The sequence below is a fragment of the Streptomyces sp. NPDC050448 genome, assembly GCF_040655295.1.
Taxonomy (GTDB): Bacteria; Actinomycetota; Actinomycetes; order Streptomycetales; family Streptomycetaceae; genus Streptomyces.
The window spans coordinates 1-1,922 of the sequence record NZ_JBFAJR010000120.1 but is presented as its reverse complement, the minus strand read 5'-3'; the positions used below and the strand labels follow the sequence as shown (position 1 = coordinate 1,922).

Sequence of the window (1,922 nt, the reverse complement as noted above, 5' to 3'; positions counted from 1 at the left end):
GGCGCGATCAGGCCCAGACTGCATGTGCAAACCCCAATAAGCAACCACACAAAGCCCGCAACAAGTAGAGCCACGCGGTTGGGAATGTAATTCAGCTCCGCCATCGCCGCTTCCACTTTTTCCCGCGTTTTCGCAGAAACGTGGCTGGCCTGTTCACCACGCGGGAAACGGTCTGATAAGAGACACCGGCATACTCTGCGACATCGTATAACGTTACTGGTTTCACATTCACCACCCTGAATTGACTCTCTTCCGGGCGCTATCATGCCATACCGCGAAAGGTTTTGCGCCATTCGATGGTGTCCGGGATCTCGACGCTCTCCCTTATGCGACTCCTGCATTAGGAAATTAATACGACTCACTATAGGGGAATTGTGAGCGGATAACAATTCCCCTGTAGAAATAATTTTGTTTAACTTTAATAAGGAGATATACCATGGGCAGCAGCCATCACCATCATCACCACAGCCAGGATCCGGGGGACGAAAACCTCTATTTCCAGTCGGACACACTCCTCGAACTGCCGGACGACTTCAGCCGCGTGCTCGCGATCGTCGCCCACCCCGACGACATCGAGTTCGGTGCCGGGCCCGCCGTGGCCCAGTGGACCGCCCAGGGGCGCGAGGTGGCGTACCTCCTCGTCACCCGGGGCGAGGCAGGCATCTCCGATCTGGAACCGGCGCAGTGCGGGCCCGTGCGCGAGGCCGAGCAGCGCAAGGCCGCCGCGGAACTCGGCGTGCACGAGGTCGACTTCCTCGACCACTACAACGACGGGACGATCGAGTACGGGCCCGGCCTGCGCCGCGACCTGGCGCGCGCCGTCCGGCGGCACCGCCCCGAACTCATCGTCACCTTCAACCACCACGACACCTGGGCGTCCGGCGCGTGGAACACCCCCGACCACCGTGCCGTGGGTCTCGCCGCCCTGGACGCCGTCGCCGACGCCGCCAACCGCTGGATCTTCCCCGAGCTGCTCGACGAGGGACTCGAGCCGTGGCGGGCCGGCAAGGTGGCGATCGCCGGCTCCCCGCACGCCACGCACGCCGTGGCCGTCGACGACGACTCCCGCGACCGGGCCGTACGCTCCCTCGCGGCCCACGACCGCTACCTCGGATCCCTGAGCGACGACCCGCCGCAGGAGCGCGCCCGGTTCATCCTCGGCGACCTGCTCGCCGCCACCGCGCCGCGGTTCGGGGGCCGCGACGGTGTCGCGTTCCAGATAGTGGGTTAACATTTAAGTAAGTACTCGAGTCTGGTAAAGAAACCGCTGCTGCGAAATTTGAACGCCAGCACATGGACTCGTCTACTAGCGCAGCTTAATTAACCTAGGCTGCTGCCACCGCTGAGCAATAACTAGCATAACCCCTTGGGGCCTCTAAACGGGTCTTGAGGGGTTTTTTGCTGAAAGGAGGAACTATATCCGGATTGGCGAATGGGACGCGCCCTGTAGCGGCGCATTAAGCGCGGCGGGTGTGGTGGTTACGCGCAGCGTGACCGCTACACTTGCCAGCGCCCTAGCGCCCGCTCCTTTCGCTTTCTTCCCTTCCTTTCTCGCCACGTTCGCCGGCTTTCCCCGTCAAGCTCTAAATCGGGGGCTCCCTTTAGGGTTCCGATTTAGTGCTTTACGGCACCTCGACCCCAAAAAACTTGATTAGGGTGATGGTTCACGTAGTGGGCCATCGCCCTGATAGACGGTTTTTCGCCCTTTGACGTTGGAGTCCACGTTCTTTAATAGTGGACTCTTGTTCCAAACTGGAACAACACTCAACCCTATCTCGGTCTATTCTTTTGATTTATAAGGGATTTTGCCGATTTCGGCCTATTGGTTAAAAAATGAGCTGATTTAACAAAAATTTAACGCGAATTTTAACAAAATATTAACGATTACAATTTAGGTGGCACTTTTCGGGGAAATGTGCGCG

The 1,922-nt window shown here is 58.8% G+C and carries 1 protein-coding gene and 1 pseudogene; one reads left to right on the top strand and one right to left on the bottom strand.

What is annotated here, in order from left to right:
* A pseudogene (locus AB0I68_RS38980) lies at positions 1-226 on the bottom strand (LacI family DNA-binding transcriptional regulator); the annotation flags it as partial.
* A 210-nt stretch (positions 227-436) separates the two neighbouring features.
* On the opposite strand from AB0I68_RS38980, the gene AB0I68_RS38975 reads away from it, so the two are divergent.
* Complete coding sequence (locus AB0I68_RS38975; protein ID WP_363182188.1) at positions 437-1,231, top strand: PIG-L deacetylase family protein; 795 nt, start codon at positions 437-439, stop codon at positions 1,229-1,231.
* Positions 1,232-1,922: the final 691 nt, after the last annotated feature.